Origin of the sequence: Maritimibacter alkaliphilus HTCC2654 (genome assembly GCF_000152805.1) — a bacterium.
GTDB lineage: Bacteria > Pseudomonadota > Alphaproteobacteria > Rhodobacterales > Rhodobacteraceae > Maritimibacter > Maritimibacter alkaliphilus.
Map to the genome: position 1 here is coordinate 3,186,681 of NZ_CH902578.1, position 26,283 is coordinate 3,212,963.

The following is a 26,283-nucleotide window of genomic DNA, read 5'->3' on the forward strand; positions in this document are numbered from 1 at the left end:
ACAAGCCCGGATACGGGCGCGCGGACTTACTCCGGGCGCTCCATTTCACAGGTGGTCGGCTGTTCTGCGCTTTCCATCGAAATCGTGCCCGCATCCACGAGCTTCCATCCGAGGTCGATGTTGTCCACGCCGTATTTCACGTCGTCCGACACCACCGAGATGTAAAGCGGCTGCTGGATCTGGTGATCCTCGGCGCGCATCGTGGCCGAACCGTAGGCGTGCTCGATGGTCAGCCCTTCCAGAGCCTTGGCGACCGGGATCGGATCGGCCGAGCCGGCGGCTTCGGCGGCGGCCACGAACATGTCCATCGCGTTCCAGGCGCGGTGGTAGTAGTAGTCGTAGTCCGGGAACCGCTCTTTATATTCCTCGATCAGCGCGTATTGCTCATCCGAGGCTTCGAGGTTCGTGGTGACTTCGGACACCTGATACAGAAGGCCGATGCCCGCTTCGCCCAGCGACGACACCGCACCCTTGGACCCGCCGTAGAAGGTCAGGTAGGGAACGTCCGATCCGCTTTCGGCGGCAGCCTTCATCAGAAGCTGCATGTCCGCGCCCCAGTTGCCGGTGATGACCGCATCGGCACCGGACGAGATGATCTTCTGGATGTAGGGGGTGAAGTCCTTGACCTTGCCCAGCGGGTGAAGCTCGTTCCCGACGATCTCGATGTCGGGGCGCTTTTCGGCCAGCTGGCTTTCGGCGGCGGCGGCGACGGCCTGACCGAAGACATAGTCCTGACCGATCAGATAGACCGACTTGATGTCGTCACGCTCGGCGATCCAGTCCGTGATACCGGCCATCTTCATGTCGGCATGGGCATCGAAGCGGAAGTGCCAGAAGCTGCACAGCTCGTTGGTGAAGGCGGGCGTCACGGCGGCGTAGTTGAAGAACAGGATCTCTTCGCCGGGGTTGCGCGCATTGTGCTTGTTCACAGCTTCGATCAGCGCGGCGGCGACGGAGGAACCGTTGCCCTGAAGGATGTAGCGTGCGCCGTCGTCGATGGCTTTCTGAAGCTGAACCAGCGACTCTTTCGGGTTCACCTTGTTGTCGTAGCCGGTGACCTCGATCATGTCGCCGTTCACGCCGCCATTGGCGTTGATGTGCTCGGCGGCAAGCTGGAAGCTGGTGTAAGCGGCTTCGCCCGACGGGCCGAACGGACCCGAAAGCGGGTCGATGAAGGCCATCTTGATGGTGTCGGCGCTGGCCGCACCGATCGCGATCACGGATGTTGCAGCCGCCAGAATGGCGGTTTTGCGAAAGTTCATTGAATCCTCCCTTTTTTCGAAAACGCCCGTCTGCGGGTGCCTTCTATGTTCCGCAGTGAAAAACGATGTTTCATCCGAGTCAAGAAATTTGTGAAACTCATTTTCGCCTTGCAGAACTGCGAGGCTTTGTGCCGATATGAAGAAAACGGGAGGAGAATCACCCATGCCGGATATGGGTCAGGAAAGTCTTGCCGACTTTCGGGCAGAGATCGCTGACTGGATCGACCGCACCGCGCCCGCCTCGCTGCGGGATCGCGCCTTCAGTGAAGACGACATTTGCTGGGGTGGCAAGCGTTGGGTTTTCACCTCGGACGACCAGAAGGTATGGCTGGAGGCCTGCGCCGAGCGCGGGTTGACCGCCCCGACCTGGCCGGAAGCATACGGTGGCGCAGGGTTCAGCCGGGCGCAGGACAAGATCTTCAAGGAAGAGATGGACAGGCTTCGGGTCAAGAAGCCGCTGGACAGCTTCGGCCTCTGGATGCTCGGCCCGGCGCTGCTGGCTTTCGGGACCGAAGAACAGAAACGCCATTTCCTGCCGCAGATCACGCGCGGCGAGGTGCGTTGGTGTCAGGGCTATTCGGAACCCGGCGCCGGGTCGGATCTTGCCAGCGTTCAGACCCGTGCCGAGGACATGGGCGACCATTGGCTCGTGAACGGCTCGAAAATCTGGACCTCCTACGCCGACAAGGCCGACTGGATTTTCGCGCTCGTACGCACCGACCGGGACGCGCCCAAGCATCGCGGCATCAGCTTCATGCTGATCGACATGGAAAGCGAGGGCGTCACGACCAAGCCGATCCGGCTTATCTCGGGCAAATCGCCGTTCTGCGAGACGTTCTTCGACAATGTGCGCGTCCCCAAGAGTTATGGCGAAGGGCTGTCGGCGATCGTCGGAGAACAGAACCGGGGCTGGGACGTGGCCAAGCACCTGCTGACCCATGAGCGCGAGATGATCGGTGGCGGCGGCTCGGGTCTGACCGGCGGGCGCAGCGTGGCGAGCGTGCTGGCGGACGAGGGGCAGGACGATCCCGTCATCATGGGCCGCGCGATGAAACTGGGCGTCGATGAGCTTGCGATGAACCTGACGCTGGATCGCTACAAGGACATGGCGAAACAGGGGGGCGTCGGCAATGCCTCGGCCATGCTGAAATACTACGGGACCGAGTTGAACAAGGCGCGCTTCGAGCTGCTCATGTCCGCTGGCGGGTCCGATGCGCTGGCGTGGGAGGGGCCTTATGGCACGCTCGCGCCGGAATGGCTGCGCACCAAAGCGAATTCGATCGAGGGCGGCACGTCCGAGGTGATGCTCGACATCCTCGCCAAGCGCGTCCTCGAATTGCCGGGGGACTGACGGGATGGCGATGCTGATACCGACCGAAGATGAAACCATGCTGCGCGATGCCGCGCGCGGGTTTCTGGACGACGCGGCCCCGGTCGCGAACCTGCGGGCGAACCGCGATCAGGGCCGTGCCTTCGACCCGGACCTGTGGGCCGAGATGGTCAAGATGGGCTGGGCCGGTGTGCTCGTGGGCGAGGACGAGGGCGGTTCCGATATGGGGTTCGCCGCCGCGAACATTCTGGCCGAAGAGATGGGGCGAACGCTTGTCGCGTCGCCGTTCCTGTCCTCCGCTGTCATCGCGGCCAGCGCGCTGCGTGCGGCAGGGCGGCCGGCCGGTGCAATCGCGTCGGGCGACGTGACCTATGCGCTGGCGGTGGACGAGGGGCCGAAGTTCGCGCCCGCCGCGACGGCGATGCAGGCCAGCGCCGATGGAAACGGATTCCGGCTGTCGGGCACCAAGACATTCGTGGGCGAGGGCACCAGCGCGACACGCATCCTCGTGCTTGCCAAGGCCGAGGCCGGGCTGACGCTCTTCGATCTCGAAGCCGACCGCGTGGGCCTGACCCGTGACAAGCTGGATCTCGTCGACAGCCGTGACCACGCCGCGTTGACCTTCGACAACGTGCAGGCCACGGGCGAGGATGTCGTGGGCGAAGTCGGGCAGGGTCTGGCCGCTCTGGCTCCGGCGCTGAGGGCCGGACATGCTGCATTGGCCGCCGAGTTGACGGGCCTGTCGGCGGGTGCCTTCGGCATTACCGCCGCCTACCTCAAGGAGCGCAGGCAGTTCGGGCGGCGCATCGGCAGCTTTCAGGCGCTCCAGCATCGGGCCGCGCATCTGTGGTGCGAAATCGAGGTCAGCGCCTCGACGATCCTGAACGCGGGTCGTGTGCTTGACGCCACCCCCGATGAGGCCGACCTTGCGGTCTCGCTCGCCAAGGCGCGGGCCACGGAAACCGCGAACCTCGCCGTGCGCGAGGGGGTTCAGATGCATGGGGGGATCGGCATGACCGACGAATACGACATGGGCTTTTACATGAAACGCGCACGGGTCGCGGCCGAATGGCTGGGCGACTACGGCTATCACGCGGCGGTGGTCGCACGGGCGCGGGGGATGGCGGCATGAACATGACCCCTGCACGTCTTTTCGACCTCACCGGGAAGGTGGCGCTCGTCACCGGCGGTTCATCGGGTATCGGGCGTATGGCGACCGAAGGGCTCATGGCCGCGGGTGCCAAGGTGCTGATCGCCAGCCGCAAGGGCGATGCCTGCGTGGCGGTCGCAGAGGAACTGAACGCGCTGGGCCTGCCGGGAACCGTCGAAGGGTTCGCGGGCGACGTCTCGACACAAGAGGGCGTCGATGCGCTCGTCGCCGAGGTCAAGACCCGCACGGATCATCTGAACATCCTGATGAACAACGCAGGCCGCACCTGGGGCGCGCCGCTGGGCGAGTTTCCCTGGGACGGCTGGGACAAGATCAACGCGCTCAACGTCACGGGTATGTTCCAGCTCACCCAGGCGCTTCTCCCCCTGCTCGAAGCCGGGGCGCGGGATGCCGATCCGGCCCGTGTGGTCAACACCGGGTCGGTGATGGGCACCGTGCCCAAAGGCGGCGGGGCCTATTCCTATGCCGTGTCCAAAGGGGCTGTGCACCACATGACCGCGATCCTCGCCAACGACCTGGCCGAGCGCGGCATCACCGTGAACGCCATCGCGCCGGGCCCGTTTCCGTCGAAGATGACCGCCTTTGCGCTGACCGATCAGGATCAGGCCGGGCGCACCGCCGACCGTGTGCCGCTTGGGCGTCTCGGGCAGCCCTCCGACATCGCCGCGGCGCTGCAATACCTGTGCGGACCGGGTGGCGCCTATGTCACCGGGGCGATTCTGCCCTTGTCCGGTGGCATCAACGTCCACTCTCCCGGCTCGCTGTTTGCGGAGTGACGCGATGACGCTCGATGAATACCTTTCGCTTCAGGGTCGCGAACTCGGCGTTTCGCGCTGGTTCGACATTACGCAGGAGCGGATCGACGCCTTCGCCGAAGTGACCGAGGATCACCAGTATATCCATACCGACCCGGTGGCCGCCGCACGCTCGCCCTTCGGCGGGACGATTGCCCACGGGTTCCTGACCGTGTCGCTCTTGTCGGCCATGACATACGATGGCGTTCCGGCGATCGACGGCACGAAGATGTCCGTCAACTACGGCTTCAACAAGCTGCGCTTCCTGTCGCCGGTGAAGGTGGGGAGCCGCATTCGCGCACGCTTTGAACTGAAATCCTGCGACACGTCCCGGCCCGGCGAAATCACCACCGTGACCAAAGTGACGGTCGAAATCGACGGGGCCGAGAAACCGGCCCTCATCGCCGAGTGGATCGGTCGCAGATATCTGGAGACGAACGAATGAGTGTTTCTTTCGAGGGCCGCGTGGCCATCGTCACGGGCGCCGGGGCCGGGCTGGGCCGGTGTCACGCCTTGGGTCTGGCCGAGCGCGGCGCCAAGGTCGTGGTCAATGATCTGGGCGTCGCGACCGACGGCAGCGGATCGGGTTCGGACGCCGCGCGCGCGGTGGTCGAGGAGATCCGGGCTGCGGGCGGTCACGCCATCGCCAACGGGGCCGATGTGACCAGCGCCGACGACACCCGCAAGATGGTGGACGAGGCGATTGCCGAATTCGGCCATGTCGACATCCTCGTCAACAACGCGGGCATCCTGCGCGACAAGAGTTTCGCCAAGATGGACCTGTCCGACTTCGCCAAGGTGCTCGACGTGCATCTCATGGGGACCGTGAATTGCTGCAAGGCGGTCTGGACCCACATGGCAGCGCGCGAATACGGGCGGATCGTGGTCACGACCTCCTGCTCGGGCATGTACGGGAATTTCGGACAGTCGAACTACGGTGCCGCCAAGGCCGGTGTCGTGGGGTTGATGAACACGCTCGCCATCGAGGGCGCGAAGAAGAACATCAAGGTCAACACGCTGGCCCCCACGGCGGCGACGCGGATGACCGAGGCGCTTCTGACGCCCGAGACGCTGGAACTGCTCCAGCCCGAGACGATCACGCCGGGCCTTCTGGCGCTCGTGGCCGAGGATGTGCCGACCAAGATGGTGCTGGGCGCAGGCGGCGGCTGTTTCGCAGAGATCCGCATCACCGAAACGCAAGGTGTCGCGCTGGTCGGGGACGACCTGAACGTCGACGGCGTGGTCGCCGCGATGGACCGCATTCGTGACCCCGAAGGCGCTGCCGTGATGGACAACGCGTTTTCGCAAACTCGCAAATATGCCCGCATGGGCGCGGCGGCCCGAGGCCTCCCGCTCCCGTGGAACGAATAAGGAAGGACAGAACCATGCGCGATGCCGTCATCGTCTCGACCGCCCGCACCCCGATCGGCAAGGCCTTTCGCGGTGCCTTCAACAACACCCATGCGCAGGAATTGATCGGTCATGCCGTTCGCCATGCCGTCGACCGCGCCGGGCTCGAGGGTGGCGAGGTGCAGGATTGCGTGATCGGCACGGCGATCCAGCAGGGCTCCACGGGCGGCAACATCGGGCGTCAGGCGGTCATCCGCGCGGGGCTGCCGACCAGCGTGGCGGGCATGTCGATGGATCGGCAGTGCGCGTCGGGCATGATGGCGATTGCGACGGCGGCCAAGCAGGTCGTGCATGACGGGATGCAGGTTGCCATCGGCGGCGGGGTCGAGTCGATCAGCCTCGTCCAGAATCAGGACATGCGCACCGATCACCTGCGCGACCCTTGGGTGATGGAGCATGTGCCATCGCTCTACATGAGCATGTTGGAGACGGCCGAGATCGTCGCGGACCGCTACAACGTCAGCCGCGAGGATCAGGACGAATACGCGCTTCAAAGCCAGCAGCGCACGGCGGCGGCGCAGGCGGCGGGCAAATTCGACGACGAGATCGTGCCGCTGACTTCGACGCAGGCCATCATCGACCGGGACACCAAGGAAGTGTCCTTCGCCGAGGTGACGCTGGAGAAGGACGAGGGCAACCGCCCCTCGACGACCATCGAAAACCTCTCGAGCCTGTCGCCGGTGTTCCGGGACGGTCAGGTCGTGCAGGAGGGCAAGTTCATCACGGCGGGCAATGCCTCGCAACTGTCCGACGGGGCCAGCGCAAGCGTCATCATGGAGGCGAAAGAGGCCGAGAAGCGCGGGCTTCAGCCTTTGGGCCGCTATGTCGGCGTGATGGCCGCCGGTCTCGACCCCGACGAAATGGGGATCGGGCCCATCTACGCGGTGCCGAAACTGCTTGAGGCTCATGGGCTCAAGATGGACGACATCGGGCTGTGGGAACTGAACGAGGCTTTTGCCTGTCAGGTGCTCCATTCCGCCCGCGTCCTTGGCATTCCGAATGAAATCCTGAACGTGAACGGCGGCGCCATCTCGATCGGCCATCCCTACGGCATGTCCGGGGCGCGCATGGTCGGGCACGCGTTGATCGAAGGAAAACGTCGCGGCGCGAAATACGTAGTCTGCACCATGTGCGTCGGCGGCGGCATGGGCGCGGCAGGGTTGTTCGAGGTGCTCTAAGCGCCAAACACTATTGCCAATAATTGAACACTAGTGTTCAAATAAGCGAGCCGGCATCCGGCCGGACAAGGAGGACAGAATATGGATCTGGGCGTCACCGAAAAGGTCAAGCCACTGATCGAAGCCGTGCGAAAGCTGATGGCGGAAAAGATCGTGCATCTCAGCGAGGAATACGAAGGCGAGATCGGGAACAACCCTCAGAACGACCGCTTCGTGCTGAACGACCGTCAGAAGGAAATCCTCGACGAGCTGAAGTCCGAGGCGAAGAAACGCGGCCTGTGGAACTTCTGGCTGACCGACAGCGAGGCGGGCTATGGCCTGACCACGGTCGAATACGCCTACCTCGCCGAAGAGATGGGCAAGGCGCCGTTGGGGGCCGAAACCTTCAACTGCTCGGCCCCGGACACCGGCAACATGGAAGTGCTGGAACGCTATGGCACGCAGGCCCACAAGGACCGCTGGCTTAAACCGCTCCTCGATGGCGAAATCCGCTCGGCCTATGTGATGACCGAGCCGGGCGTCGCCTCCTCCGATGCCGTTCAACTGTCTTTCGAGGCGAAGAAGGACGGGGACGAATGGGTGCTGAACGGTGAGAAATGGTGGATCTCGGGCGCGGGCGATCCGCGCTGCCAAGTCTACATCGTTCTCGCCCAGACCGACCCGGAGGCGGCCAAACACGCGCGTCACACCATGTTCGTGATGGACGCCGACACGCCCGGCGTCGAGATCCTGCGCCCGATGCAGGTCTTCGGCAACGACGACGCGCCGCACGGTCACATGCACATGAAGTTCACCGACGTGCGCTTGCCCGCCGACGCCGTGATCCTTGGCGAAGGCCGGGGGTTCGAGGTCGCACAGGGGCGGCTTGGACCGGGGCGCATCCACCACTGCATGCGTGCCATCGGTCAGGCCGAACGCGCGCTGGAGCTCATGTGCAAACGCGGCCTGTCGCGTGAGGCCTTCGGCAAGAAGATCGCCTCGCTCGGTGCCAACTTCGACATCATCGCGAACGCGCGGATGGAAATCGAAATGGCCCGGCTGCTGTGCCTCAAGGCCGCCTACATGATGGATACGTTCGGCGTGAAGGAAGCGCAGCCGTGGATTTCGCAGATCAAGGTGGTGGCACCGCTCATGGCGACCAAGGTGGTGGACGAGGCGATGCAGATGCATGGTGGCGAGGGCATCAGTCAAGATCAGCCGCTGGCGCGGATGTATACCAACCTGCGCACCCTGCGCTTCGCCGACGGTCCCGATGCGGTCCACAGGCGTCAGGTCGCACGCGCCGAGCTGCGCAAGTACACCAACGAGAAGATCTGAATGGGTCTTCTCACCGTCATACGTCACGCTCAGGCGTCGTTCGGCGCGGCGAATTACGACAAGCTCTCCGAGCTTGGTCATCGCCAGTCCGAGGCGCTGGGCGTGGCGCTCAAACGGCAGGGCTGGGCGTGGCCGGACAAGGTGATGGTCGGCTCGCAGGTCAGGCATCGCGAGACGCTGGAGGGGATCGCGAAAGGCTTTGGCGTCGCGGCCCATCCGGTGGTGCATCCGGGCCTGAACGAGTTCGATTTCTCGGCGCTGCTGGCGGCGCACAAGCAGACCGACGCGCTGCCCGAACACACCAAAGGGGACCGCGCCGCGCATTTCCGGCAGCTCAAGGCGACCGTGCTGGCGTGGCAGGCGGATGAAATCGAAAACCCGCCCGAGACCTTCGGCGCCTTCGTCGGCCGGGTGCAGGATGCTATGGCGGCGGCCGAGGGCGATACGCTCATGGTCTCGTCCGGTGGCGCGATCAGCCAGATGGTGCGGCTGGTGATGGATGCACCTGCCGAGCAGCAGATCCTGCTTCAACTCCAGATGAAGAACTGCGCCGTGAACAAGATCGTGCAGGGTCGCAACGGCGCCTATCTGCACGGCTTCAACGAAACCCCGCATATCGACGCCGCCAATGCGGACGAGATGCTGACCTATAGCTGAGGGAGCCATGACCGACACCCAGCAGCTCGACACCGACGCCGTCGCGAATTGGCTGGAAGCCAATATGGACGGCTTTCAGGGGCCGATCACGGCAGAGAAGTCCAACGTGGGCCAGTCGAACCCGACCTTCCGGCTCGACACCCCTACGGGTCCGTATGTTCTGCGGCGAAAGCCGCCCGGGCAGCTTCTGAAATCGGCCCATGCGGTTGATCGGGAGTTTCGGGTGCAATCGGCGCTGGCAGAGACGGACGTGCCGGTCGCCAAGATGCATGTTCTTTGCGAAGACCCCGACGTGATCGGGTCGGATTTCTACGTGATGGAGGCGGTCGCGGGCCGCAATATCGACGACCCGCGCATCCCGGACGTGTCGAACGAAGAACGCGCGGCGATCTATGCCGAAATGTGCCGCGTGCTCGCCGCGATCCACGAGGTCGATATCGAGGCCGTGGGCCTGTCGGACTATGGCCCGCTGGGGAATTACTTCGAGCGTCAGATCGGGCGCTGGACAAAGCAGTATCGCGCGTCCGAGACCGAAAGCATCGCGGACATGGACGCGCTAATCGACTGGCTGCCGGCGAACATCCCCGACGACGATCAGCGGCGGCTGGTGCATGGCGACTACCGCATCGACAACATGCTGTTCGAGACGGACGGGCCGCGTTGCGCCGCCGTGCTGGACTGGGAGCTATCGACCATCGGGCATCCTTATGCCGATCTCGCCTCGCTCCTCATGCAGTGGCAGATGCCGCCGGGGGCCGAGGGGCGGGGTCTGGCTGGCGTGGACCGGGCGAGCCTTGGCATCCCGACCGACGAGGAGTTCGTGGCGATGTACTGCAAGGCGCGGGGGCTCACGGGCATTCCGGGCATGAATTTCTACATCGCCTTCGCGTTCTTCCGCATGGGGGCGATCATTCAGGGCGTCTATAAACGTGCGCTCGACGGCAATGCGTCGAACCCGGAACGCGCGATGCGTCTGGGCAAGGCGGTTCCACAATTCGCGGCAGGGGGGCTGAAGGCGGCGCATGGCTGAGTTCGACGGGAAAGTGGTGCAGATCACCGGCGCAGCCTCGGGCTTTGGCGCGATGGCGGCGACGGAGTTCGCGCGGGCGGGCGCGAAGCTGATGCTGTCCGACATCAATGGCGACGGGCTGGACGAGGTCGCGCGCAATCTCGAAAGCCTCGGGGCCGAGGTGGTTGCCGACGCGCTGTCGGTGGCCGACGATACTGCGATGCGGGCGCATATCGAAAAGGGCGTGGACCGCTTCGGACGGCTCGACATCGCGCTGAACAACGCCGGGATCGGGGGCGGGCTGGCGCGGCTGCCGGACATACCGCTCGACACCTACGATCAGATCATGCAGATCAACGCAAAGGGCGTCTTTATCGGGATGCGCCACCAGTTGCCGGTGATGCTGAAGCAGGGGGCCGGGTCGATCCTGAACACCGCCTCGGCTGCGGGGCTGGTCGGGTCGGGTCAACTCTCGGCCTATGCCGCGTCGAAGCACGCGGTGATCGGCATGACCAAGGCCGCCGCCGACGAGGTTGCGCGCAAGGGCATTCGCGTGAACGCGATCTGCCCCAGCTTCGCGTCCACTCCGATGGTCGAGGCGATGGGCGATGCGATGGGCGAACGCCACGGCGTCAGCCGGGACGATGCTTACGGCATGATCGCCAGCCGTGTGCCGATGCGCCGGGTGGCGGACCCGATGGAGGTGGTGCAGGCCATGCTCTGGATCGTCTCGGACGCGAACACGTTCATGACAGGCCAATCCATTTCGATTGATGGGGGCCTGACCGCTGTATAAAGGGGACTGTCATGGGTAAGGACGATCTGATCGACGACATCGACGCGGATGGTGACCGCAAGTTCGTGACCGCGCTTGCGCGGGGTCTCGACGTGCTCAGATGCTTCCGGCCCTATGAAACGAACCTGACCAATCAGGAAATCGCGCAGCGCACCGGCCTGCCGAAACCGACGATTTCGCGTCTGACGCATACGCTGCGCAAGCTCGACTATCTTGTCTATTCCGAACGCACCGGCACCTACCGCCTTGGCGCGGGGGTTCTGGCCTTGGGCTTCGGGGTGTTGTCGTCGATCGAGATGACCGACCGCGCGCGCGAGGAGCTGGCCGCCCTGTGCGATGAAGGGCCGAACCCGCACATCACCTCGGCGCTGGCCGAACAGCACCGGATGCGGGCGGTCTATACGACCGTGCACCGCTCGAAGGAAGCGATTGCGCTGACCATCAACGTGGGCGCGCGGCTGCCGTTGTTCTACTCGGCCATAGGCCGCGCGATCCTTGTTGGCATGACGGAGAAGCAGCGCACCGCGCTGGTGGATCAGGGGCTCGCGCAACTGCCCGACGAGCGGGAGCGGATCATCTCATCGGTCGAAAAGGGCCTGCGCGACTACGAGGAGCACGGGCTTTGCACCGGCTTCGGGGAATGGCGCAAAGATGTGAACGGGCTGGCGGTGCCGGTGTTTTCGCTGAATGGCGACCGGATCTATGGGTTGAACGTCGGGGGGCCGTCGTTCTTCGTGGAGCCGGATCAACTGCTCGAACATTATGCCGAGCGGGTGAAGCGCGCGGCGCATAACCTGTCGTCGGGGGCACCGGGGAAACCGGCGGCGTGAGCCTCGACCCGTCGCTCATCGAAGACCCGTATGAATTCCAGAAGCTTCTGGGGTTCGAGATCGAGGACTGGTCCGAGGACTATGCCCGGTTCAGGCTGCCGATCACCGATAAGCTGGGCAACCGTTACGGCATTCCGCATGGCGGCGTTTACGCAACCCTGATCGACACGGTCATGGGGTTCGCTGCCTGCTACACGGGTGACCCGGAAACGCGGCGGCTGGCGATGACCCTTTCCCTGAACGTGAATTACCTGGCGCAGCCCAAGGGCACGGTCCTGATCGCCGAGGGTCGGCGGACGGGCGGGGGGCGCAAGAGTGTCTTCGCCGAAGCGTCGATCATCGATGACACCGGGGTGACGGTCGCGACCGGGACGGGCGTGTTCCGGTATCGCTCTACCTGACATTTGGAGTTTGCAGGGTGTGGTCGGGGCCGCAATCGGTGCCTGTTCGCAATACCAGAATACTAGGATTCTAGTATCCTAGGCGGCTCTCGATGCCTTTGAAAATACAGTAAAATCAGTGATTTGAGAGATTTTCCGCGTCGCCCGATACCGTGATAAGGTTAATGCGGGGCGATGGCCCCGCATTGGAATTCGCAAGATCAACCCGCAAGATCAGGCCGCGTAGGTCGCGATCACACGTTCGAGGTGATAGTCCACGTCGCCCAATTGCGCGTCGATCATGACGAGCCGTTTGGCGTAGTGGCTGACCGCCGCCTCCCAGGTCATAGCGATGCCGCCATGCATCTGGATCGCTTCCTCGGCCACCAGCCGCGCTGCCCGGCCGATCAGAGTCTTGGCCATTGCGACGAACTTCGCCTGCTCCTCGGCGCCCATCTTGCTCGCGGCGAGGATGGTGATGGACCGGGCCTGTTCGATCTCGGTCACAAGGTCCACGGCGCGGTGTTGCAGGGCTTGAAACTTGCCGATGGCGACGCCGAACTGCTTTCGCGTGCGCAGATAGTCGAGCAGGATTTCGTTGGTCGCATCCATCGCGCCCACAGCCTCGGCGCACAGGGCGAGGCGACCGGCGTCCAGCGCATCTTCGAGCGCGGCGGTGGCGTCGGCGAGCACTTCGGTTCCCGGCGTGGCGTCGAGGAACAGTTCCGCCGCGCCGCCGCCATCGATCAAGGCGTAGCCCGTGACCTGCGCGTCCGAGGCCTTGACCTCATAGACCGCGAGGGTGCCACCGGATCTGGCCGCGACGAGGAACACCTTGGCATCCGCGCCGCCATAGACCACGGCCTTGCGGCCCGTCAGCTTGCCGTCCTTCGCCTCGGTCTCGATCGCGTCGAGGTCGTAGGGCGCGTCGAGTTCGCCGATGGCGACCGCGTAGCGCACCGAACCGTCGAGGAGCGCCGACTGGTCGGCCCCGGCGGCGGTCAGCAGTTTCGAGGCCAAGAGCGAACCGAGAACCGGGGCGGGGCAAATGCCGCGCCCGAGCGCCTCGAACACCGTCGTGATGTCGAAGCCAGCGCCGCCAAACCCGCCCGCATCCTCGGGCGCGAGGGCGTAGAGCACGCCCAACTCGCACATCTCGGCCCAGAGCGCTGTGTCGTGGAACGGCGCGTCATAGGCCACTTTCACGCGGTGGTCGTAGCCATATTTGTCCGAGATGAACCGGTTCAGCGAGTCCGACAGCATCCGGCGGTCTTCGGTCAGGGAAAAGTCCATGTCAGAGCTCCAGCATCGCTTTGGTCAGGATGTTTCGCTGGATCTCGTTCGACCCCCCGAAAATCGACAGTTTGCGGTTGTTGAAATAGTCGGCGGCATTGTTCACGTCGCCCGCTTCGACGAGGGCGGCGTTGCCGAACATCGCCTCGGACGGGAAGGGGGCCGCGGCCGGACCCAGCGCGCGGCGGGCCAGATCGTTCAAAGCCTGACGGATCACGGTGCCCTTGATCTTGAGGATCGAGGTTTCCGGCCCCGGCGCACCCTGCGTCTGCGCGGTGTAGAGCATCCGAAGGTTGGTGATCTTCATCGCTTCCAGCTCGATTTCGACATCCGCGATCCGGGCGGCGAAAAGCGGGTTCTCGATCAGCGGCTTGCCGTTGCGCTTGGTGCGGCGTGCGAGCGCCTTGACCTCTTCCAGCGCCTTCATGCTGAACCCGACGCCCGCGATGTTGGTGCGCTCGTGACCCAGCAGGAACTTGGCGATTGTCCAGCCCATGTTCTCTTCACCCACGAGGTTCGCGGCAGGCACGCGGACGTCGGTGAAGAACACTTCGTTCACCTCGTGGCCGCCTTCGATCAGCTTGATCGGGCGCATCTCGATCCCCGGCGTGGCGAGGTCGACGAGGATGAAGCTGATCCCCTCCTGCGGCTTGCCGTCGGTCTTGGTGCGCACGAGGCAGAAGATCCAGTCGGCGTGCTGGCCGAGGGTGGTCCATGTCTTTTGCCCGTTGATGACGTATTCGTCGCCATCGCGCACCGCGCGGGTCTTGAGCGAGGCAAGGTCCGAGCCGGCGCCCGGTTCGGAATAGCCCTGACACCACCAGTCGGTCCCGTCGAGGATGCGGGGCAGGTAATGGTCCTGTTGTTCTTTCGATCCAAATTTCTGAAGCACCGGCCCCAGCATCGCGAGGCCGAAGGGCACGATGCGCGGGGCGTTGGCGCGCGCGGCCTCTTCTTCGAAGATGTGTTTTTCGACGGGCGACCAGCCGGTCCCGCCGAACTCCACCGGCCAGCCATAGGCGAGCCAGCCCTTGTCGTTCAGGATCGCGTGCCAGCGTTCCATGTCGTGCTTTTCCAGCTCTCCGCCGATCCGCACCTTTTCGGCAAGGTCGTCGGGCAGGTTGTCGGCAAGGAACGTGCGCACCTCATCGCGGAACGCTTCCTCTTCCTTGGTGAAGCTCAGGTCCATCTCACCCCTCCTTGTTCAGATCGGCAAAGGTCGTCCCGTCCTCGGCCATACGCCGCAGGATCGCGGGCACTTTCCAGTAATACGCATCATCCTCGGCATAGCGTTCAATCCGCGCGACGAGTTCTTTCGCGCCGATGGTGTCCGCATAGTGAAGCGGGCCGCCGCGGAAGCGCGGGAAGCCGTAGCCGAACAGGAACACCGCATCCACGTCGATGGGCCGCAGTGCGATCCCCTCTTCGACCACACGCGCGGCTTCCGAGATCATGGCGGTCATATAGCGCTCGACGATCTCTTCGTCGGTGAACGTCTTGGGCAGGATACCTTTGGCCGCCCGTTCCGCGTCGATGATTTCCAGTGCACGGGGGTTCGGGCGGATGCCCTCGTCGTCGTAGATGTAGAACCCCGATCCGGTCTTGCGGCCGAACATGCCCTCTTCGCAGATCTTGTCGTGGATGCGCACATAGCGTTCGTCGTTCGGTCGTGTTGCCGACATGCGCTTGCGGTTGGCCCAGCCGATGTCGAGGCCCGCGAGGTCGCCGACTTTGTAAGGCCCCATGGCGAACCCGAAATCCTCAAGCGCGTTGTCGATCTGCTGCGGGCTCGCGCCATCCTCCATCAGATATCCGGCGGTCTTGCCGTAATAGGCGAGGATGCGGTTGCCGATGAACCCGTCGCAGACGCCCGCGCGCACGCCGACCTTCTTCATCTTCTTGGCCAGCGCGAAACCCGTGGCGACCACTTCGGGCGCGGTCTTGTCCGCGACGACCACTTCCAGAAGGCGCATCAGGTTCGCGGGCGAGAAGAAGTGGAGGCCGATCACATCCTCGGGCCGGGACGTGGCCGAGGCGATTTCGTTGATGTCCAGATAGGACGTGTTCGACGCCAGAATGGCCCCCGGTTTGCAGATCTTGTCGAGCTGGCCGAAGATGTCCTTCTTCACGTCCATGTTCTCGAACACCGCCTCGATCACGAGGTCGACGTCGGACAGCGATTCCATGTCGGTCGACGGTTCAAGCCGCGCCATCGCGTTGTCGCGCTTGGCCTCGCTCATCTTGCCGCGTTTCACGGCCCCGCCCAAGTTCCCGGTGATGAAGCCGACGCCCTTGTCCAGTCCCTCCTGCGAAATCTCGATCAGGCGCACCGCGAAGCCAGAGGTCAGGGCCGCCGTGGCGATGCCGGACCCCATCGTGCCGCCGCCGATCACGCCGATCTTTGCGATCTCGCGCGGCGTCGCCTTGCCTTCGGGGATCTTCGACACGGCGCGTTCCGCGAAGAAGGCGTGGCGCATCCCCTGCGATGCGGGGTCTTTCAGCCCTTCCATGAAACTCTTGCGCTCATAGGCCATGCCGTCGGCCATCGGGCCGGTCGACATCCTGACCGCTTCGATCATGTTCGGCGCGGTCGGGTGGTGCTTCATCTTCTTCGCGACCATCTTGGCCGCATCGTCCAGCGCGGCCTCGTCCAGTTCGACGCCAAGGTCGCTGGTGCGGCGGGTCTTGAGCTTGCCCGACAGCACGTCTTCGGCGGCGGCGAGCGCCACGTCGCGCGGTTCGCCCGCCTCAAGCCCGTCGATCAGACCCATCGACAACGCCTCTTCGCCCGAGACCTGCCGCCCGGACAGGGCCATGTCGAGCGTGTTCTTCATGCCCATCAGGCGCGGCCCGCGCTGGGTGCCGGACGCGCCGGGCAACAGGCCTAGGTTCACCTCCGGCAGACCGACGCGCAGCCCCTTGACCCCCACGCGCGCGTGGGTGCCCATGCAGATTTCCAGACCACCGCCAAGCGCGGTGCCATGCGGGGCCGAGATCACGGGTTTTTCGCTCGCCTCGATCGCGTTGATCGTGTCGGGCAACGACGGCTCCAGCGGCGTCTTGCCAAACTCTTTGATGTCGGCACCGGCGACGAAGGTGCGGCCCGCGGCGTAGATCGCGATGACCTCGATCCCGGCGTCCGCGTTGGCGGCGGCGACCGCGTCCACCAGCCCCTGCCGCACGGCTTGGCCCGAGGCGTTGACGGGCGGGTTGTCGATGCAGATCAGCCCGACCTTGCCCACACGTTCGAGGGTCATGACGTCGTTGATCTTGGTGGTCTCACTCATGGGTGGCTCTGTCCTCTGTCAGGTCGCGACCGCCGCATCCCGCTCGTCGAGCAGGTGGGCGAAAGTCTCGGTCAGTTTGTGTTTCAGAATCTTCCCGGTCGCTGCCGCCGGGAACTGTTCGATGATGAAGATATGCTGGGGCACCTTGTAGGGCACGAGGTGCTCGTGAAGAAAGGCCTTGAGATCCGCTTCCGTCACGCCGGGCTTCGCGGTGACGAAGGCCAGCACTTCCTCGTTGCCGGATACGCGACGCCCGACGACGGCGGTCTGATAGACGTCGGGATGGCGTGTGAGCATCGCCTCGACTTCCGGCGGGTAGATGTTGAAGCCGGACCGGATGATGAGTTCCTTCTTGCGGCCCATGATCCAGAGCGTTCCGTCCGGGTCGATCTTCGCGAAGTCGCCGGACCGGAAGAACCCGTCTTCGCGAATGGCGGCCCGCGTCGCTTCGGGGTTTCGGTAGTAGCCCTTCATGATGTTGGGGCCACGGATCAGAAGCTCTCCGATCCCTTCGTCGTCCGGCTCGTCGATGATGCATTCCACACCGTCGAGGATCTGGCCGCAGGACGTGTCGTCGCGCGGGGTGTCGCGCCGGGTGCCCGCAACGCCGGGCGAGGTTTCGGTCAGCCCATATCCGTTCTGAAGATGCAGGCCGAAGGTCGCTTCGATCTTTTCTTTCCACTCGGGGTCGAGCGGCGCACCACCGGACGAGATATAGCGCAGCTTGGGGGCATCGGGCGGTGTGCCGCGCTTTGCGAGTTCGGCGAGGATCGCCTGATACATCTGCGGAACGGCGGGCATGACGCTGCCGCCTTCGGCGAAGGCGTCGAGGATTGCGGGCGCCGAGAAGCGCGGCAGGAACCGGATTGCGCTGCCCCCGGCAAGCGAGGCGAGGAAGACCGAGGCGAAGCCGAAGATATGCGTCCCGGGCAAAACGCCGACGACCAGATCGCCGGGGGCCATCCCGCGCAGGCGCGCCGATATTTCCGCATTCCAGATCAGGTTCCCATGGGTGAGCATGACCCCCTTGGGGGCGGATGTCGTCCCGGTCGTGTAGATCAGGGCCGCGACGGAATCGCGCGGGGTCCCGGTCTCGGGTTCGGGCGCGGTGTTTTCGCCGGGCAGGGGGCCTGCCACCAGAACGTCGCCGCAAGGCAGGGTGCCGCGCGACGTCGCGCCAAGTCGGTCGGCATGGGCTGCGGACGGTACCGATGCCTCGGGCGTGAAGATCGCGAAGCGGGCGCCTGCGTGGTTGCGCAGGGCGTCCAGTTCATCGTCGGACATGCGGGCGTTCACGGGCATAACCCAGGCGCCGAGGCGGCTCGCCGCGAGAATCGCGATGGCATAGGTGGCGCAGTTTTCCGAAACGATCATCAGCCGGTCGCCGCGCTCGACCCCTGCGGCCTTCAACATCCCGGCCATGGTATCGGCCATGGCTTCGACATCCCCGAAGCTGTAGTGCGCCCCGTCATGGTCGACGATTGCAAGGGCGTCGGGCGACTGCCCGCGGGTCAGTTCGTGAATGCGATCCATTGATCCTCCCTCGGGCTCTGGCGGCCCGTATTCGGACCGTAGTCCAGCAAAGCGAGCAGGTCAATATTGTGAAACGACCGTTTGCATTGCGGAATAATGGCCGACCAGATGGTCGATTATTCACGCCCCATTGCGGTGGGGTCAAGTCACGTCCTGTCCGCCGCCGATCAGGCTGCACGATCTGGCGCGGATCGCCTTAACCGTTATAGTCCCGCCCATGACGACGATCCCCACGACACAGCCCGAAGACGCAGAACAGCGCCGCGCGATCGCGCCGGTGATCTGTTATCCGACCGAAACGCTGCCTGCGCCCGATCTTGCGCTCTATCGGGCGGCGCGCCGGACGGCGCGGAAGGTGGGCGAGGTGCTCGTCCCGCCCCGTGACGCTGCGACCTTCACGGTGCCGGCTGGGTCGTTCTTCCGGATTTCGAGCGTCGAGGGCCCGCAGGTCGGTGACCTGAACCTGTGGAACGCGCAGGATTTGTCGGAGCGATTCTACTCCGGCAAGACCCGCGCCCTACATGGCACGCACCTGACGGCGGGCGAGCGGATGTGGTCGAGCTTTCCGGACATGCGGCCGATGGCGACCATCACCGAAGATACGCTCGGCTGGTATGGGATCGACAGCTTCGGCGGTTCGGTCCACGACGTGATCGGCACGCGCTGCGATCCTTACACCAACAATCTGCTGTCGGGCGGACAGTATCACCACTGTTGCCATTCCAACCTGACGCGGGCGCTGGCGGGTCACCTTGGGGTCGGTCCGGCCGAGGCCGAGCCGCATGTGCATGACGTGCTGAACGTGTTCATGTGCACCGGCTTCACGCGCGACACGGGTCAGTATTTCATGAAGGCCTCGCCCGTGCGCCCCGGCGATTTTCTGGAGTTCTTCGCCGAGATCGACCTTCTCGGCGCCCTGTCGGCCTGTCCCGGCGGCGATTGTTCGTCCGAGCATTCGTCGGACACCGCTGCCTGCCATCCGCTGCTGGTCGAGGTCTTCACGCCCGAGGCCGCTGCGCTGGGCGGTTGGACGCCGCCCGCACCCAACGGCTACGACCGCAGCCACGGGCACTGAACCGGATCAGGCGGTTTTTCGGGTCCGTGCGCGGCCTTCCCACAACCAAGCGGCAACGGCGAGGCCGGCCGCGATCAGCAGCATGAGCCACGGGGGCGCAAGCGGCATGACGCGCAGGTTCTCGACCACGTAGGCCCCGCGCGGGGTGTAGCCGATCCAGCCGCGACCGATGGCGGCGCGGCCCGCGTTGACCGACCGAAGCTGCGGATTGCCCTCTTCGATGGCGGCCGTCCCGCCCCGCATCGCGGCCATGATCGGGGCGAGGGGGTCACCGCTGGCGATGGTTTCCTCGAATTCCTTAGGCGAGGCGGGGCCGACCGCGACGACCGAAGTCTGGTCGCCCTCTTCGAGCCGGAACAGACCGATCTGGGCCGAGGCGAATTCCGAGCGGTAGAGGCCGGGCGCGACCTCTTCCATCTGCACCTCTTCCTCGGTCCCGTCCGGGCGGGTGACGGTGACGGAGCGTGCGCCCTCGCTCATGGTGCGCCGGGTGATCGTGACCTGATTGCCGGTGGCTTCCGCGGTCAGCGCCTCTTCCTCAAGCTCCGGTTCCTTCATCATCCAGTGGGCGAGGCGGCGCAGAAGTTCCAGTTGCGGTCCGCCGCCTTCGAAGCCGCGATCCCAGAGCCACGCGTGGTCGGAGGCGAGGAGCGCGACGCGGCCTTCGCCCACGCGGTCCAGTGTAAGAAGTGGACGGTCGCCCGCGCCCTGCATGACGGTCATGCCAGCGGTTTCTTCGAGTTCGACAAGGCGCATCCAGCGGCCCCAGCCGCCTTCGGGCGCGAAATCTTCCAGCCCGCGCGTGACCGGGTGGCGCTGACCGAGGTCGGAAATCTGGGGCGAAAAGCCCTCTTCGATCACCCGCGCGGTCGGTTCGCCGGGGAGCACCTGACCGAGCGGCGAGCGGGCGAGGCTTTGGGCCGAGGCGAGGTCGGGTCCGGCGGCGACCAGCACGGCGCCGCCCTGTTCGATGTAGTTGCGCACGGACAGCAGATAGCTCGCGGGCAGGATGCCGCGCAGTTTGTAGCGGTCGAAGATGATGAGGTCGAACTCGTCGATCTTCTCCATGAACAGTTCCTGCGTCGGGAATGCGATGAGCGACAGCTCCGACACCGGCACGCCGTCCTGCTTTTCGGGCGGGCGCAGGATGGTGAAATGGACGAGGTCCACCGCACTGTCGGACTTCAGAAGGTTGCGCCATGTCCGCGTGCCGGGGTGCGGCTCGCCCGAGACGAGCAGCACGCGCAGGCGGTCGCGCACGCCGTTCATGGTGACGACGGCGGTGTTGTTGCGGTCGGTCAACTCGCCTTCGAGCGTCGGGGTGGTGAACTGGATCACGTTCTGGCCGCCGTGGGTCAGCGTGATCGGCACGGTCAGCTCGCGGCCCGTCGGCACCTGAACCACTTCCGGCTCGCCGCCGTCGATCGAGATCGACAGGTCGACCAGCCCGCTTTCGTCCGCGTCCCCCATGTCGTCGATGCGCAGGCCGATCTGCTGTTCCTCGTCCAGAATGCCGAACGCCGGGGCGTTGGTGACCACCAGCCGCCGGTCCCAATCCTCTTCCCGGCCGGTCCTGAGCAGATGCAGCGGGGCGGGCAGGTCGGGCGCGGCTTCAAGATCGTGCAGGCGGCCGTCCGAGATCAGGACCATCCCGGCGACGCGGTCGCGCGGCACTTCGGCCAGCGCCTCGGCCAAGGTGGTCATGAGGAGAGAGCCGCGATTGTCCTCGCCGTCGCTCATCCGCGTGATGCGCAGTTCCAGACCTTCCGTCGCCGCAACGCGGGCGGTGAGCGCGTCCAGCGCCGCCTCGGTTTGTTCCGCGCGGTCAGACAGGCCCTGCGAGGCGCTTTCGTCCACGATGGCGAGCATGATGTCACCCTCGGGCGCGCGTTCTTCCATCTGAAGCGACGGCCCCGCGAGCGCGAGCAGAAGCGCCGCCGCGCCCAGCGTCCTGAGCGCCCAGCCCTTGAGCCCGCGCCAGATGGCGAAGATCAGGATCGCGGCGACGATTCCGCCGGCGATCCAGAGGACCGGCCAGTCGGAGGCCGGGTCGAAGATGACGGACGAGGCGTTCATTGGCCGAGCCTTTCCAGCAGGGCAGGCACGTGGACCTGATCCGACTTGTAGTTGCCGGTGAGCACATGCATCACGAGGTTCACGCCGAAGCGATAAGCCATCTCGCGCTGCCGCTCGCCTGCAAAGCCCCGGCCCACCGGAAACATCGGCGATCCATTCTCGTTCACCGCCCAGGCCGACGCCCAGTCGTTGCCGCCGATCAGAACCGGCGTCACCCCGTCGTTGAGGTTGCGAAACGGCATGCCCTCGGCCCGTTCGGCGTCGGGCGGCGAGCTTTCGACCCAGACCGACTGACCGAAATAGCGGCCCGGGAAATCGGCGAGCAGATAGAAGGTGCGCGTCAGCACGTGATCGTTCGGGATCGGCTCCAGCGGTGGAATGTCGAGCGGGCGTGCCAGCGATCTGAGCCGCGTCCCTTCGGCCGTCGCACCCGAGCCGAACCCGGCCACGTCCCCGTCACGCGTGTCGAACACGATCATGCCGCCACCGCGCAGATAGGCGTTGAGCTTGGCATAGGCTTCGGACGAGGGCGCGGGCTGGGTTTCCTCGACCGGCCAGTAGAGCAGGGGATAGACCGCAAGTTCGTCGGTCTCGATGTCGATCCCGACCGGGGCGACGGGTTCGACGGAGGTGCGGGCGAAAAGCTGTTGGCCGAGGCCCTGAAGCCCGGCCTCGGATACGCGGTCGAGTTGGGCGTTGCCCGTGCGCACGTAGGCAAGGGTGACCTCGCCGGCGGCCGCGACCAGTGCCGCTTCGTCGATGGGGGTCGCTTTGGCCTCGTCCTGTGCGCGGGCGTATTGCGGCGCGATCATCAGGGCGACCCCGATCACCGCAGCGGTCGCCGCCGCCTTGCCGCGCTTGCCGCTCAGACGGCCCGTGAGGAACAGCGAGGCGATCACGTCGACGGCCAGCGCCGCCAGCGCCAGCAGGAGAAGCCAGCCGGACAGATCGGTTTCCTCGCGCTCGCCCTGCCATTCGGGCACGACGCCCGCGGGCCAAGCGGCGGGGCGCAGCACGGTGTCCTCACCGATCACGTTGACGGCGACGCGGCGATCTTCGTCGGCATAAAGGCCCGGCGGCAGGTCGGGGCCGACGCCCTGTGTCAGTTCCTCGCCCGGCACGCCGGGCCGCTCGCCCGCGTCGTCGAGCGCGCCGAAGCCGTCGAGCAGGGTCTCGGGCACCCATGTCGTGCCTTCCAATTCGCCCGCGTCGGGCGTGCCGGTCCGGGTCGAGACCGCAAGGCGTTCGAGCATCTGAACGAACAGGCCCGACAGCGGAAGCGACGACCATTCGGCATTGGCCGACACGTGGATCAGCACGACCTGACCATCGGCCAGCGTCTTGCGGGTGACGAGCGGGGTGCCATCGACCAGTTCCGCGATGGTGCGCTCGGCCAGCAGGGGGCCGGGTTCGGCCAGAACCTGACTGGTAACTTCGATGTCGTCGGGAATCGCGAGACCGTAGAACGGGCTGTCCTCGGGGAACGGGGCCAGCGTGCGGGGTTCGCCCCAGCTCATCGCGCCGCCCACTTCGCGCCCGCCCACGCGCAGACGCACGGGGAGAAGCGGATCTTCCTCGGCGCGGCCCGTATCGGCGGCGGCAAGCCGTGGTCCGGCGAAGCGCAGCAGCAGGCCGCCCTCGGCCACCCATTCCTCCAGCGCGTCCTTGTCACTGGGCGCAAGCGCCGGGACATCGGCAAGGACGACCACATCGGGGCTGGCCGCGATCAGGTCGGACAACGCGCCCTCCAGCACATCCGCGGTCGGCACGAGAGCTTCGCGCAGGTAGTGAAGCGGCGAGAGCAGTTCCAGCCCTTCCTCGCTGTCGCCGCCGATCAGCGCGACCTTGCGGCGGCGCAGGGTGTCGTCGGCCAGCGTCACGGTTCCGGCGCTGCGCAGCCCCTCGACCTCGAACCGGGCGATCCGGTTGCGCAGTTCGGGGGGCAGGGAAATTTCGGTCACCGCTTCGGTCGCACCCTGTTCGAAGGTAAGCGTGGCGCGGGCCAGTTCGCGTTCGATGCCGGCCGGATCGGGGCCTTGCCCGGTCAAGTCTATGGTTTGCGCGGCATCGGACGTGGACCGGGTGGCCGACAGGCGCACCATGCCGTCCGCGATCCGGGCCGGTTGCAGACCGATACGCGGGGCAGGCGGCTCCGACACCGTCAGCGCACCGCGCGACTGAAGCTCGCGGGCCAAGGCGGCGCGGGAGTCGCCCGCCAATCCGTCGGACAGCCAAAGCGTATCGAACCCCTCGTCCACCGTGTCCAGCCAATCGAGCGCGGGCGCATGATCGACGGGCCACGCTTTCGGCAGAAGGCCATCGAGCCGGGCTTGCGCGTCTGCGGCCGAGCGCAGGGGCAGGCCGCCTTCGGGTGGGAGGTCGTTCAGGGCCACCACGGCCACGCGGCGCCCGGTCGATGCCGCAGCCTCCAACCGCCGATCCGCAGCCTCGAGCCGTGGGCGCCAGTCGGGCGCGGCGGCGTAGCTGTCATCGACCAGCACGACCAGCGGGCCTGAGCCGGTCTCGACCGGCTCCGGGTTCAGGATCGGGCCGGAAAAGCCGAAGATCATCGCGGCGACGGCCAGCATTCGCAGAAGGAGAAGCCACCAAGGGGTCCTGTCGGCCTCGCTGTCCTCGTCCTCGAGACCCAGCAGAAGCGCGACACCCGGAAAGGCGCGGCGGATCGGTGCGGGCGGGATCGCGCGCAGGATGATCCAGAGGATCGGCAGGGCGGCCAGCGCGATCAGCAGCCATGGGGTCACGAAACCGATGGGACTGAGCGTGAACATCAGGCGCGGCCCTCCAGCGCCTGATACATCCAAAGCAGCGCCGAGGCGGGGCTGTCATTGGTGTGATGCGTGTGAAACCGCCATCCGGTCAGTCCCGCCATCGCGGTCAGCCGTTCCTTGCGCCGTGCCAGCCGGGCCAGATAGCGATCCCGCAATTCACCGGCCTTGCGCGTTTCGAATTCAAGCGTGTTGCCCATAGAATGAAACACGGTGCGCCCGTCGAAGGGAAACGCCTCTTCCGAGGGGTCGAGCACCTGAAGCAGAACGCCTTGCACACCCCGGTCGGCGGCCGTCGCCAGCGCCTCTTCAACCGGGCCGGGGTCGGCCATGAAATCCGAGATGAAGACGGCCCGCGAATGGCGCGGCAGGATCGACACGTCCGGCACGCCGTAATCCTGCGGGGTCTTGTCCGCCAGACGTTCGGCCACGCGGCCAAGCTGGACCTCGCCGCGCATCGGTCGGATGCCCATATCGGTCAGCCCGACCCGTTCGCCCGCCTGCACCAGAAGCACGGCGGCCGCGAGCGACAGAAGCGCGGCGCGGTCGGCCTTGGTGACAAGGTTCTTTTCCGACGAGAACTGCATCGACTGGCCGCGATCGACCCAGAAGACGACGGATTGCGCCGCCTGCCATTCCTTTTCGGCGACGAAATGCACGTCGGACCGGGCCGAGCGGCGCCAGTCGATCGATCGGGCGGGGTCGCCGGGCTGGGCCGTGCGGTATTGCCAGAAGGCATCGCCCATGCCGGGTCGGCGCCGCCCGTGTTCCCCCAGCACGACACCCCGGGCCAGTTGGCTGGCCTCGGCGAGCAGGGGGGGGAGCGGCGCGGCGAGCGCCTCGGCCCTTGGGCGCAGGGGAAGGGTCAAGCGGCGGCCTCGGACAGGCTCAGGCTTCCGACCACACCGTCGATGATCCCGCCCAGAGATTCGCCACGGGCACGCGCCGCGTAGGTCAGCGCCATCCGGTGAATGAGCACCGGGCGGGCCAGCGCACGCACGTCGTCGGGGCCGGGGGCGAGCCGCCCGTCCATCAGCGCACGTGCACGGGTCAGCAGCATCAGGGCCTGCGCGGCACGGGGGCCGGGGCCCCAGGCCACGGATTCGCGCACCGTATCAGGGGCGGACGAGTCGTCAGGGCGGCAGGCCCGCACGAGGTCGAGGATCATCTCGACGATGTTCTCGCCCACCGGCATCCGGCGGAGCAGGCGCTGCGCGGCGATCAGGTCGTCGGTGTTGAACACGGCGCTCGCCTGTTCCTCGTCCGCGCCGGTCGTGGCCAGAATGATGTCACGCTCGGCATCGCGGTCCGGGTATTCGACATCGACCTGCAAGAGAAAGCGGTCGAGCTGCGCTTCGGGCAGCGGATAGGTGCCCTCCTGCTCCAGCGGGTTCTGGGTCGCCAGCACATGAAACGGCTTGTCGAGCGCGTGTTCGTGGCCCGCGACCGTCACCGCGCGTTCCTGCATCGCCTGAAGCAGCGCCGACTGCGTGCGCGGCGACGCCCGGTTGATTTCGTCCGCCAGCAGGAGCTGACAGAATACCGGACCCTGAATGAACCGGAACGAACGGGTGCCGTCGGCGCCTTCTTCCAGAACCTCGGAGCCGAGGATGTCGGCGGGCATCAGGTCGGGCGTGAACTGGATGCGCCCACCCGAAAGACCCATGACGGTCGACAGCGTTTCCACCAGCCGTGTCTTGCCCAGACCCGGCAGACCGATCAGAAGCGCGTGACCCCCGGCCAGCATCGCCGCCATGACCTGTTCGACCACGGTGTCCTGTCCGATGATCCGCTTGGCCACCATGCTGCGCGCCTCGGCCAGCCGGCCCCCGAGCGCCTCGATATCCGCCACGAGGTCTTCTGCTTCGTCCATGACACGTCTCCGATCTGTTCGTCGGGATCAGTAAAGGGCAAGGAACGGGGGGAAGCAAATGACAGTTATGACAAAAGGCGTTCACGGCACCGTGTCGGCGGCCCTTGCGGAAAATCGAGGCGGATTCTCGCTGTTCGCGTGCCGGAATAGAACGCGGACTGCCCGTGCAGGGAGGCGGAGCATGGCGAGAATCCGGCACCCGCTTGCCGAGGTTCACGGAACGCGG

At 65.7% G+C, this 26,283-nt stretch carries 22 protein-coding genes; 13 read left to right on the forward strand and 9 right to left on the reverse strand.

What is annotated here, in order from left to right:
* Window positions 1-26: 26 nt before the first annotated feature.
* Window positions 27-1,262, reverse strand: coding sequence for a branched-chain amino acid ABC transporter substrate-binding protein (locus RB2654_RS16615; RefSeq protein ID WP_008333980.1), 1,236 nt, complete (start codon window positions 1,260-1,262; stop codon window positions 27-29).
* Window positions 1,263-1,425: 163 nt separating this feature from the next.
* On the opposite strand from RB2654_RS16615, the gene RB2654_RS16620 reads away from it, so the two are divergent.
* The 12 genes from RB2654_RS16620 to RB2654_RS16675 all read left to right on the forward strand — a co-directional run bounded on the left by RB2654_RS16620 (window position 1,426) and on the right by RB2654_RS16675 (window position 12,155).
* Window positions 1,426-2,613, forward strand: coding sequence for an acyl-CoA dehydrogenase family protein (locus RB2654_RS16620; protein WP_008333981.1), 1,188 nt, complete (start codon window positions 1,426-1,428; stop codon window positions 2,611-2,613).
* 4 nt (window positions 2,614-2,617) lie between these two features.
* Complete coding sequence (locus RB2654_RS16625) at window positions 2,618-3,724, forward strand: acyl-CoA dehydrogenase family protein (protein ID WP_008333982.1); 1,107 nt, start codon at window positions 2,618-2,620, stop codon at window positions 3,722-3,724.
* Window positions 3,721-4,539 (forward strand): SDR family NAD(P)-dependent oxidoreductase, encoded by an 819-nt coding sequence (locus RB2654_RS16630; RefSeq protein ID WP_008333983.1) that lies wholly within the window; start codon window positions 3,721-3,723, stop codon window positions 4,537-4,539. The genes RB2654_RS16625 and RB2654_RS16630 overlap by 4 nt, the downstream gene beginning before the upstream one ends.
* Before the next feature lie 4 nt (window positions 4,540-4,543).
* Entirely contained in the window at window positions 4,544-5,002 is a 459-nt protein-coding gene (locus RB2654_RS16635; RefSeq protein ID WP_008333990.1) for a MaoC family dehydratase, read from the forward strand.
* Window positions 4,999-5,928, forward strand: a complete 930-nt coding sequence (locus tag RB2654_RS16640; RefSeq protein ID WP_008333992.1) for an SDR family NAD(P)-dependent oxidoreductase — start codon at window positions 4,999-5,001, stop codon at window positions 5,926-5,928. The genes RB2654_RS16635 and RB2654_RS16640 overlap by 4 nt, the downstream gene beginning before the upstream one ends.
* 14 nt (window positions 5,929-5,942) lie before the next feature.
* Window positions 5,943-7,145, forward strand: a complete 1,203-nt coding sequence (locus RB2654_RS16645; protein WP_008333993.1) for an acetyl-CoA C-acyltransferase — start codon at window positions 5,943-5,945, stop codon at window positions 7,143-7,145.
* Between the two features lie 81 nt (window positions 7,146-7,226).
* Window positions 7,227-8,462, forward strand: coding sequence for an acyl-CoA dehydrogenase family protein (locus RB2654_RS16650; protein ID WP_008333997.1), 1,236 nt, complete (start codon window positions 7,227-7,229; stop codon window positions 8,460-8,462).
* A complete protein-coding gene (locus RB2654_RS16655; protein ID WP_008333999.1) occupies window positions 8,463-9,119 on the forward strand; it encodes a histidine phosphatase family protein in 657 nt (218 codons plus the stop codon).
* 7 nt (window positions 9,120-9,126) lie between these two features.
* Window positions 9,127-10,149, forward strand: coding sequence for a phosphotransferase family protein (locus tag RB2654_RS16660; RefSeq protein WP_008334001.1), 1,023 nt, complete (start codon window positions 9,127-9,129; stop codon window positions 10,147-10,149).
* Window positions 10,142-10,924, forward strand: coding sequence for an SDR family NAD(P)-dependent oxidoreductase (locus tag RB2654_RS16665; RefSeq protein ID WP_008334003.1), 783 nt, complete (start codon window positions 10,142-10,144; stop codon window positions 10,922-10,924). The genes RB2654_RS16660 and RB2654_RS16665 overlap by 8 nt, the downstream gene beginning before the upstream one ends.
* 11 nt (window positions 10,925-10,935) lie before the next feature.
* On the forward strand, window positions 10,936-11,754 hold the full coding sequence (locus tag RB2654_RS16670; RefSeq protein WP_008334005.1) for an IclR family transcriptional regulator: 819 nt from the start codon (window positions 10,936-10,938) through the stop codon (window positions 11,752-11,754).
* Window positions 11,751-12,155 (forward strand): PaaI family thioesterase, encoded by a 405-nt coding sequence (locus tag RB2654_RS16675; protein ID WP_008334007.1) that lies wholly within the window; start codon window positions 11,751-11,753, stop codon window positions 12,153-12,155. Before RB2654_RS16670 ends, RB2654_RS16675 begins: the two co-directional genes overlap by 4 nt.
* A gap of 213 nt (window positions 12,156-12,368) precedes the next feature.
* Here the strand turns inward: RB2654_RS16675 and RB2654_RS16680 are convergent, their stop codons facing one another.
* From RB2654_RS16680 to RB2654_RS16695, 4 genes are read right to left on the reverse strand one after another with little or no spacing between them, the layout of a single operon-like run.
* On the reverse strand, window positions 12,369-13,427 hold the full coding sequence (locus tag RB2654_RS16680; RefSeq protein ID WP_008334009.1) for an acyl-CoA dehydrogenase family protein: 1,059 nt from the start codon (window positions 13,425-13,427) through the stop codon (window positions 12,369-12,371).
* A 1-nt stretch (window position 13,428) separates the two neighbouring features.
* Window positions 13,429-14,616, reverse strand: a complete 1,188-nt coding sequence (locus RB2654_RS16685) for an acyl-CoA dehydrogenase family protein (protein WP_008334010.1) — start codon at window positions 14,614-14,616, stop codon at window positions 13,429-13,431.
* A gap of 1 nt (window position 14,617) precedes the next feature.
* A complete protein-coding gene (locus tag RB2654_RS16690; protein ID WP_008334012.1) occupies window positions 14,618-16,714 on the reverse strand; it encodes a 3-hydroxyacyl-CoA dehydrogenase NAD-binding domain-containing protein in 2,097 nt (698 codons plus the stop codon).
* Window positions 16,715-16,732: 18 nt separating this feature from the next.
* Window positions 16,733-18,247, reverse strand: a complete 1,515-nt coding sequence (locus tag RB2654_RS16695; RefSeq protein WP_008334016.1) for a class I adenylate-forming enzyme family protein — start codon at window positions 18,245-18,247, stop codon at window positions 16,733-16,735.
* 217 nt (window positions 18,248-18,464) lie between these two features.
* On the opposite strand from RB2654_RS16695, the gene RB2654_RS16700 reads away from it, so the two are divergent.
* Entirely contained in the window at window positions 18,465-19,322 is an 858-nt protein-coding gene (locus tag RB2654_RS16700; protein WP_008334018.1) for an urea carboxylase-associated family protein, read from the forward strand.
* Between the two features lie 6 nt (window positions 19,323-19,328).
* On the opposite strand, the gene RB2654_RS16705 is transcribed toward RB2654_RS16700, so the two are convergent.
* Genes RB2654_RS16705 through RB2654_RS16720 form a run of 4 tightly spaced genes read right to left on the reverse strand, consistent with a single transcriptional unit; the run spans window position 19,329 to window position 26,057 of the window.
* Window positions 19,329-21,398 carry a membrane protein gene (locus RB2654_RS16705; RefSeq protein ID WP_008334019.1) on the reverse strand — a complete coding sequence of 690 codons (2,070 nt, stop codon included), beginning with the start codon at window positions 21,396-21,398 and terminating at the stop codon, window positions 19,329-19,331.
* A complete protein-coding gene (locus RB2654_RS16710) occupies window positions 21,395-24,187 on the reverse strand; it encodes a DUF4159 domain-containing protein (protein WP_008334020.1) in 2,793 nt (930 codons plus the stop codon). The genes RB2654_RS16705 and RB2654_RS16710 overlap by 4 nt, the downstream gene beginning before the upstream one ends.
* Entirely contained in the window at window positions 24,187-25,053 is an 867-nt protein-coding gene (locus RB2654_RS16715; RefSeq protein ID WP_040885145.1) for a DUF58 domain-containing protein, read from the reverse strand. The genes RB2654_RS16710 and RB2654_RS16715 overlap by 1 nt, the downstream gene beginning before the upstream one ends.
* On the reverse strand, window positions 25,050-26,057 hold the full coding sequence (locus RB2654_RS16720; RefSeq protein ID WP_008334023.1) for an AAA family ATPase: 1,008 nt from the start codon (window positions 26,055-26,057) through the stop codon (window positions 25,050-25,052). The genes RB2654_RS16715 and RB2654_RS16720 overlap by 4 nt, the downstream gene beginning before the upstream one ends.
* Window positions 26,058-26,283: the final 226 nt, after the last annotated feature.

Bases quoted from the DNA above. Each gene is read 5' to 3' on its own strand.
- RB2654_RS16710 (WP_008334020.1), bottom strand. From the start codon at position 24,187: ATGTTCACGCTCAGTCCCATCGGTTTCGTGACCCCATGGCTGCTGATC.
- RB2654_RS16660 (WP_008334001.1), top strand. From the start codon at position 9,127: ATGACCGACACCCAGCAGCTCGACACCGACGCCGTCGCGAATTGGCTG.
- RB2654_RS16655 (WP_008333999.1), top strand. From the start codon at position 8,463: ATGGGTCTTCTCACCGTCATACGTCACGCTCAGGCGTCGTTCGGCGCG.
- RB2654_RS16720 (WP_008334023.1), bottom strand. From the start codon at position 26,057: ATGGACGAAGCAGAAGACCTCGTGGCGGATATCGAGGCGCTCGGGGGC.
- RB2654_RS16615 (WP_008333980.1), bottom strand. From the start codon at position 1,262: ATGAACTTTCGCAAAACCGCCATTCTGGCGGCTGCAACATCCGTGATC.
- RB2654_RS16685 (WP_008334010.1), bottom strand. From the start codon at position 14,616: ATGGACCTGAGCTTCACCAAGGAAGAGGAAGCGTTCCGCGATGAGGTG.
- RB2654_RS16690 (WP_008334012.1), bottom strand. From the start codon at position 16,714: ATGAGTGAGACCACCAAGATCAACGACGTCATGACCCTCGAACGTGTG.
- RB2654_RS16625 (WP_008333982.1), top strand. From the start codon at position 2,618: ATGGCGATGCTGATACCGACCGAAGATGAAACCATGCTGCGCGATGCC.
- RB2654_RS16670 (WP_008334005.1), top strand. From the start codon at position 10,936: ATGGGTAAGGACGATCTGATCGACGACATCGACGCGGATGGTGACCGC.
- RB2654_RS16650 (WP_008333997.1), top strand. From the start codon at position 7,227: ATGGATCTGGGCGTCACCGAAAAGGTCAAGCCACTGATCGAAGCCGTG.
- RB2654_RS16700 (WP_008334018.1), top strand. From the start codon at position 18,465: ATGACGACGATCCCCACGACACAGCCCGAAGACGCAGAACAGCGCCGC.
- RB2654_RS16630 (WP_008333983.1), top strand. From the start codon at position 3,721: ATGAACATGACCCCTGCACGTCTTTTCGACCTCACCGGGAAGGTGGCG.
- RB2654_RS16665 (WP_008334003.1), top strand. From the start codon at position 10,142: ATGGCTGAGTTCGACGGGAAAGTGGTGCAGATCACCGGCGCAGCCTCG.
- RB2654_RS16645 (WP_008333993.1), top strand. From the start codon at position 5,943: ATGCGCGATGCCGTCATCGTCTCGACCGCCCGCACCCCGATCGGCAAG.
- RB2654_RS16640 (WP_008333992.1), top strand. From the start codon at position 4,999: ATGAGTGTTTCTTTCGAGGGCCGCGTGGCCATCGTCACGGGCGCCGGG.
- RB2654_RS16705 (WP_008334019.1), bottom strand. From the start codon at position 21,398: ATGAACGCCTCGTCCGTCATCTTCGACCCGGCCTCCGACTGGCCGGTC.
- RB2654_RS16620 (WP_008333981.1), top strand. From the start codon at position 1,426: ATGCCGGATATGGGTCAGGAAAGTCTTGCCGACTTTCGGGCAGAGATC.
- RB2654_RS16695 (WP_008334016.1), bottom strand. From the start codon at position 18,247: ATGGATCGCATTCACGAACTGACCCGCGGGCAGTCGCCCGACGCCCTT.
- RB2654_RS16635 (WP_008333990.1), top strand. From the start codon at position 4,544: ATGACGCTCGATGAATACCTTTCGCTTCAGGGTCGCGAACTCGGCGTT.
- RB2654_RS16680 (WP_008334009.1), bottom strand. From the start codon at position 13,427: ATGGACTTTTCCCTGACCGAAGACCGCCGGATGCTGTCGGACTCGCTG.